Source organism: uncultured Legionella sp. (assembly GCF_937871865.1).
Taxonomy (GTDB): domain Bacteria; phylum Pseudomonadota; class Gammaproteobacteria; order Legionellales; family Legionellaceae; genus Legionella.
The window spans coordinates 1-7,143 of the sequence record NZ_CALMPD010000137.1; the positions used below are offsets into that span (position 1 = coordinate 1).

Consider the following 7,143-nt stretch of genomic DNA (forward strand, 5'->3'; position numbering starts at 1 on the left):
TTCTCGCGAGATGTCTTCCAATGCTCCTGCCTGTCCATAACCTGCATTATTGATCAAGACATCCAATCGGCACGAAGTCATTTCCATTAAGACAGAAAATGCATTTTTTATCGATAAGGAATCATTAACATCAAGTAATAAAGCCTCAGCTCCCGCCTTAATCAATTGCTCGACATCTTCAGCTTTTCGGCAGGATGCAATGACACGATGCCCCCTCTTTACCAACGCAAATACAGCATCGTACCCTATGCCACTAGAGCACCCGGTAATCAAAATAACTTTACCTGACATATTGAATCCTCCCTATTCCAAATAATAGCTATGCTACTAGGCTCTTTATGCAAAAGCCACTCCCATCAAAAAAGGAACGAAATTTACAAAATAAACACATAATGTACAATTACATAAAATGCAGCTACTTCTATCATTAAGCAAAACTTCCCTTAACTTGATTAAGAGGGTATTCATGCTGAACCACACAACGCTACTCCAACTATTTGAGAAATTGGGTTATCTAAATACAGGAGGACTATGCTTAGGTTTTTCAATACGCTGGATAGAGGCAAGCCTGCTGGGCAAAGAGGCATTAGAAACGTTTGTTGCACGAATTCACTTTCTTGATAAATACCAAAATGAATTAGATGAAAAAATAAAAGAAGCCAGAACAAAGGTCCAAGCTGGATACCCATTAAATGAAGAAGAGCAACAAGCCCTGGAGGTTATCCCGTTTTTTGATAGCATGGCACTTTATCAAGAAGATTATAAGTATGTAGTTGGAACATTCTTCTCTCAATCAGATATTGAAAGAAAATCACTATTTGCAGCAAGCCAGGCAATTGAAGACCAGGGAGGGCTTACTCTCCTCTGTTCTCAAACAGGAATCTATGATGACGCTGCGCTACGCGTCTATCTAACAGAGCTTGCTGCTGAGATAGACCAGATTGAACCGAAACAAACAATCGGCATAGAAGTGGGCAACCACAATCATTCTATTGCCTTGAGTTATTCATCAAAAAATAAAACATGGCATGCGATGGATATTAATCAATACCTGCCTTTATCACCCCAGTCCGACCAAAACGCACAACCGGTTGAAAATATAGTGCGCCTATTAAAACAAGGCTTTGAAGCCTACTCCTCTACAGATAAAGTCGCGCTAACCGTACAACTCATCACAACAGGAAACAACCCGTCTCTACCTCAATTACTAGAACGATTAACTGCATTTAGAGCAGTAAACTATAAGACCAAGCTACCTCACTTAAGTATAGATACATCAGGAACCACCCTACTGTTTATGGCAAGCATGGCAAATGATATTGATTTACTCAATTTAATCCTATCGCGAGACAGTCAGTTTATAAACACAGCCACTAGCACTGGACTGACCCCGCTCTATGTTGCCTCCCAAAGAAGTCATACAAAAATCATAAAATTATTACTAAAAAACAATGCTGAAATGCATCTGGCACTCTATGGTGCAGCACAACACGGGCACACGAAAATAGTACAGTTATTATTGAAGAATGGAGCGACAGTAGATCAGACAATTCCCTGTAATGCAACACCACTCATAGTTGCATCCCAAAACGGACATACAGAAACAATACAGTTGTTACTGAGGAATGGATCAGATATAAATCATGCAATGGACAACGGGACAACAGCACTCAATCTTGCGGCCCAAAACGGACATACAGGAACAGTACGATTGTTACTCGAGAATGGATCGGATATAAATCAGGCGATGCACAATGGAACAACACCGCTTTTTATTGCAGCCAAGTTAGGGCGTACAGAAACAGTGCGGTTGTTACTGGAATACAAGGCTGAAGTAAACACAATGTCCGATGGAGGAGTAACGCCACTGTTTATGGCGGTTCAAAACGGGCATACAGAAATAGTACGGTTGTTACTAAAGAATGGAGCAGACATAAATAAAGAAGCACCTAATGGAGCAACGCCGCTGTTTGTTGCGGCTTACAACGGATATATGGATACAGTATATCATTTATTAACTGCTCCGGACCTGGACATAGAGCGAACCTTCCAAACAACAAAAAGCTCATGGGAACAACTTACCAATGACGAAGATAAATCCATCAAACAGCGCATGCAGTATTTTCTTAGTACTCAGAATACGGAACAAGTAGCCATGAAACCTGCAGATATCGCTTGGGTGATGCATGGATGGGATGCATGGCAAAAACTGTGTATTAATAAGTTACATACATTCCCCGAGCTATGGAATAATCCTAACTTTATTCGATTTTATGATGCTATTGAAGCCCATCACCATATCAGCACAATCCCCTCTTTATCGGCAAAAAAGAATGAGTTTGAACAGCAAATACTCGAGCTAACCCATATTAGGAATCGCCTGTGCGAAGAAGCAGACCAAGGCAATAGATCTTACCAGGGGGTAGCGGAAAAGCTAGAAGCTATGATAGAGGCCCTAAGTTCTTCGGGCACTCAATTTTTTAACGCGCCCACACACATACGGCTCACGGAATTTCAACGAGTCCTTGCTGAGGAAAGCTCCACTATAAAGCCTGCATTGCTAGAACATTGTGGTAATGAATGTGTCAGGGAGACAATCACTGCATTAAAGATATTAGCCGAAATGACTCTTGCTTTACCCATACCCCCTACCCTGATTAATAAAAATACTACGCCACAAAAATTTATTGGAACCTTTTTCTCGCCAAAAACGCATTCAGCAACACAGTTTGAACCTGTGCAAGAGAACCTGAACAACATGATGCTTCAACTCGACGAGCTGCTAACTGATTCACAACGCTTTGACTTATGAGGAAAGGCATTCATTTAAGAGAGTTCAGACTCTCTGATACACAACATAAAGGATTAGGTATTATTAGCCCCACTATCGATGAGCATTTATTGTTCACATGCTCTATACTTTTGATAAATTCGGAGTTCAAGGGAATGAGTTATGAATAGAACCAGATCTGCAAATTATTTTTCACAATCCCTGGTGTTTATTTTTTTCTTAATCATTGCAGGTTTTTTTTACACATCCCCCGCCAATGCCAATAGTAATACCACCTCAATGAACGGGACTCAGCTGGCTTATTTTATTGGCTATCATACTTATGGAAGAAGTTCGATATTGGTACATCCGAGACCCGTTTATCGTGCAAGCGGTGCCTACTGGACCAGTTGGCGAACGAATGGTTTTAGATGCCAACAACGTTGTTTGATCGATAAATGGACTCGATTGGTTATCCAATGTAACCGACGATGTTAATTTATTCATTAACTCATCATCCATGTGAACTGAGTCTCCTTTCTTCCCACATTACGCGATGATCTGGGAGATCTTGGTATTTTTTACACATCAGAACTGATTTTTATTAATTCATTATGATCTTTATTATGTCGTTCCCGCGCAGGCGGGAAACCATTTTTCAAGTTACTTCCTTACTTTGTCTGAAGAATGGATTTCCGCCAGCGCGGGAAAGACAAAATTAAGCTCTGTTTGTTCAATATCATACCCATCTGTTGATTATGCACAAATATGCCAATTTCTCAGCGCGATGCTAATGCGGACTACGAACAACAAGAAACCTCTTACTTAAAAGATTATTCAGACATGATGAATATCAGGGTTTATTGGCATTTCGCCAAATAAAATCTCCCCTTCTCCACAATGTAGTTTATCTTTTATACAAGCAACTGGGCGTGAACATATCCTCCCAATGCCGGGCTTCTGACTTACCTGTTCGTTGCCAAAATGAAGGCAATAGATGTCGAGAATATAATTTAGAAGGTCGTGCATCGCGTGCGCTTACAGGTTCTTGAATGGATTCCTGGTCCCTTTTATATTTTCCAAAACGTAAAGAGATTTCGTCGTATGTGTTCTCGAGATGTTCGGGGAGAGTTTGTACTTTATATCGCTGTTCTTTTTTAATTAAATTTAATAGAGCAGAGCGTTGCTTAAGTTGCTCAGCCAAGATGCTATGGTTTAATTTTATCTGCTCAGGAATTTTTCTGCTTTCTCGCAATAAATCAATTAAAGCTATGTTTTCTGTATCTAGTTCAATGGGATTTTTTTTATCATCTCTCACTAGCATTTCAACTTTATCAAACTCGGTGGGATCCATTTCCCCTCTTAAACGGTTAATCTCCCTGAATACTGCTTTTTTTCTATTATTAAGAAGCAACTCCTGCTGCCCTATCTGTATAATTGATTCATTAATCATCGTAATGTCATGATTAGTTAAAAATAATGGCGTAAAATCACGTTCATTAGTGTTTTTATTAATGAAATGTCTTAATGCTGAATGATTTTTTGCTGGTGAATTTATTTTACACAGCTCATGGAAATTGTGTTGTAATTTCGTTGGCAATCCATCGATTAAATGAGGCTTGGCCATTAATTGCAGGTTTATAAAAACCAATAAAAATCCCTCATAACAATGGCGTTTTAAAAGTGAATCAGATATCTCAATCCAGCGTCTGAATGCATTCAGCTGAGCATCAGGATTGTTTTGATGTTGTTGAATGTCTTGTTTTAGAAAAAATTCAAGTTGCTCTCTTACCTCAAAATAATTTCTCTGGTTTTGGCTGGATTTTTCTTGACGTTCAAACCCTTTTGGCTCTCTGAACTCATCAATACCCAGATTATAAAAGACTTCTCTTAATTTAAAATCAATCAATTGGGTATAGTCAGAAACAATCTTGTTTTCAATATAACTATAAATTAATCGGTTCTTTTTAGAACCTGATATCGATTTTTGTATAGGAGTTTGACTAATTAATACGTCAAACTGTTCCGAAGGTAGGGGATTAAGCCAAAATTGTTGATTGCGGTGGTCATTCAGCCAACTACGAAGATCATTACCAGACATGTTGTAAACTCCCTTTCACAATGTACATTAATTGTAAGACCAATTGCCTCATGCAAAATAGTCAATTAAACCTTTAGGTGATTTTTTAGTTAAGGACGTCACTAAAGCCCCTTCCTCCATCTCAAACATCATCTCGTTTTTAGTGTCATTATTTTGATGCTCTGATTGACGCGCATCCGCACCAGAGCCAGTACCGTAAGTTACATCAGCTAAATCTAGACCTTGATCTGCCATCATTTCCCGTAATCTTGGCATTGCTTGCTCCACAATATCCCTCACGTGATTACTATGACTGATTATATTCACTGAGGCAAATTCTTTGACCACCTTTACACTGATTTCCAATGGCCCTAAATCCTCAGGATTAAGTTTAATTACAGCAGTTTTAACGCCTTGATGTCCTAACCAAATGATATGCTCTGAAAATTGATCAGCCCATTGAGAATCATTCAAGGATACAGGGATGTCAAGCATTTTCGGTTTAATTGATTCAGGAGTATTTGGGTTTGTTTGATTAGTGACAAGCTCTGGCTGAATGAGACTTTGGCGATGCTCGGATGGTTGAGTTATTGTCGCTGTCTCTACACCTTTATCTAAAAGAGAGGTAACCATTCCAGAGGACTCTGCGAATGCTTCAAAGGAATCTGTATTATGCTGATTAATATTTTGGACAAAAGGCTCTTCATAATCAAACAAAGCACTCTGTTGAGTTAATTCATTATTATCAATACCAGCCCCTTCTTCTTCAGCAATAATCGGTCCTGAATAAGGTGTAGTTTCTTTAGTTTGCCCGACTACAGTAGGATTGATGCTCTTATCCACTCCAGATAAAAATTGTTCTGCATCAATGGATTCCATCGCAACAGTTAGGGGCGGCTCAAAATGTTCATAATCAATCCAGGTCAGCGCCACATTAGGAGTCACAGCGATAACAGCTGTCTGATTGAGTTGGTTGGCATCAATCTGTTGAGGGTCCAGTGATTGTTCCGAACGTATCCCGGTCACTGCCTCGTCATCATTTTCATCAACAGCAGCGGCCTTATTATCACCCAGTTGTTGTGCATCAGATTTTTTTTCCAAAACACCTGGCTCACTAACGTTTGTTTCATTAGCAGCCTCATCATCAACCACTTTTTTCTCAAATAACTCTGTCAGCAATAACATAAAAGCCCCTGGTGTTAGCAGGGTATCATTTTCATTCGACTCCTCTTTAATCACCAATTCATCGGATTTTATTTCAGGCTGAGCGGTATCACCAGTATCAGCTACCCTGCATGAATTGAGAATAAGAGTATTCAAATCAATCATAATCACACTCCTTGTCTAGAGACAACTTTCAGTGCAATATTCATACCAACTGAAAACAGAAGGCAATAAAAACAAAGTATTGTTAAGTAATATTACCTTGGTGTAAAGCTATGTAAAGACATCTACTACATCAAAAGAACTAATGGTAGCCTTCGCAGATTAATCAATAACGAGCGTCTCGCAATGCCTGGCCTGTTCTTTTCAAATTTAGTCAATAGATCCAGTATAGAAAATAAAATTGACTATGTAAAAAATAGAATCAAATCGATTAACGATACACATAAAGAATATTTTTTATTGCAATTAACAATAAGACTCAGTGATTTTGAAGTAGAGCTACTAAGTAACACTTTAAATCCTTATGAAAAAGAAGAAGTTTTGCACCAATATAATAGATTCGCAAAAACATTAGTAACCTGTATCGAGCATCCAGAACGAACCCCTGCTGCAATCAAATATTATCATATGTCAAGATATTATCCGGTTGGCATTCATGACATAGAAAAACCAGATTTCGAGTTACAAAATGTTGCTCTGGCCGCAGCAGTCCTTGGATTGTCATTATTAGCAACCTCCATACCGGTGTTTATTTGTAATCCAGCACTGGGTGCTGGTATGCTATCAGCTGCAATTATTCTAATATATCCCAGCTGCTTTTATTTAATGACGCCAAAATCCCCCAATACCATTCAAAAGAAAGGCGAAGAAAAAGAGTTTTTTGAGCTCGCAGCTCAATTGATTAAACCAGACCTTGTTTGCAACGAGGCTCAGCAAGACCTTTTCTGTGTAGTATCATCAGGTTTTACTAGCTGGTAAGGATTAATTCGCAGATACGTTTCATATAACCTCCTTTTAGCGAATGGTTACTCGCCTACGCGCAGAGGAATCCTGACATATTTATACACAATCAACAGGAGTATATGGTATTGAACAAATTGACCTAAATTGCTTCGTTCCCGCGCAG

The 7,143-nt window shown here is 39.0% G+C and carries 6 protein-coding genes; 3 read left to right on the forward strand and 3 right to left on the reverse strand.

The features are described 5' to 3' along the window. A partial coding sequence (locus tag Q0495_RS07240) for an SDR family NAD(P)-dependent oxidoreductase (protein ID WP_298624496.1) occupies positions 1-291 on the reverse strand: 291 nt, incomplete at its 3' end. Positions 292-466: 175 nt separating this feature from the next. Here Q0495_RS07240 and Q0495_RS07245 point away from each other — a divergent pair. Both Q0495_RS07245 and Q0495_RS07250 read left to right on the forward strand, forming a co-directional pair. After that, a complete protein-coding gene (locus Q0495_RS07245; RefSeq protein ID WP_298624498.1) occupies positions 467-2,812 on the forward strand; it encodes an ankyrin repeat domain-containing protein in 2,346 nt (781 codons plus the stop codon). A 141-nt stretch (positions 2,813-2,953) separates the two neighbouring features. Continuing rightward, complete coding sequence (locus Q0495_RS07250; protein WP_298624500.1) at positions 2,954-3,268, forward strand: hypothetical protein; 315 nt, start codon at positions 2,954-2,956, stop codon at positions 3,266-3,268. A 409-nt stretch (positions 3,269-3,677) separates the two neighbouring features. On the opposite strand, the gene Q0495_RS07255 is transcribed toward Q0495_RS07250, so the two are convergent. Together Q0495_RS07255 and Q0495_RS07260 are read right to left on the reverse strand one after the other, a co-directional pair. Then, the gene (locus Q0495_RS07255) at positions 3,678-4,871 is read right to left on the reverse strand and encodes a RasGEF domain-containing protein (RefSeq protein WP_298624502.1); all 1,194 of its coding nucleotides are present in this window, start codon (positions 4,869-4,871) and stop codon (positions 3,678-3,680) included. A 48-nt stretch (positions 4,872-4,919) separates the two neighbouring features. Next, entirely contained in the window at positions 4,920-6,179 is a 1,260-nt protein-coding gene (locus tag Q0495_RS07260; RefSeq protein WP_298624504.1) for a flagellar hook-length control protein FliK, read from the reverse strand. Positions 6,180-6,362: 183 nt separating this feature from the next. Between Q0495_RS07260 and Q0495_RS07265 the strand changes: the two genes are divergently transcribed. After that, the gene (locus Q0495_RS07265) at positions 6,363-6,995 is read left to right on the forward strand and encodes a hypothetical protein (RefSeq protein WP_298624506.1); all 633 of its coding nucleotides are present in this window, start codon (positions 6,363-6,365) and stop codon (positions 6,993-6,995) included. Positions 6,996-7,143 lie beyond the last annotated feature (148 nt).

What these genes read in the sequence shown, in the direction of transcription:
- Q0495_RS07250 (WP_298624500.1), top strand. Translation starts at nt 2,954, where the DNA reads ATGAATAGAACCAGATCTGCAAATTATTTTTCACAATCCCTGGTGTTT.
- Q0495_RS07265 (WP_298624506.1), top strand. Translation starts at nt 6,363, where the DNA reads ATGCCTGGCCTGTTCTTTTCAAATTTAGTCAATAGATCCAGTATAGAA.
- Q0495_RS07260 (WP_298624504.1), bottom strand. Translation starts at nt 6,179, where the DNA reads ATGATTGATTTGAATACTCTTATTCTCAATTCATGCAGGGTAGCTGAT.
- Q0495_RS07255 (WP_298624502.1), bottom strand. Translation starts at nt 4,871, where the DNA reads ATGTCTGGTAATGATCTTCGTAGTTGGCTGAATGACCACCGCAATCAA.
- Q0495_RS07245 (WP_298624498.1), top strand. Translation starts at nt 467, where the DNA reads ATGCTGAACCACACAACGCTACTCCAACTATTTGAGAAATTGGGTTAT.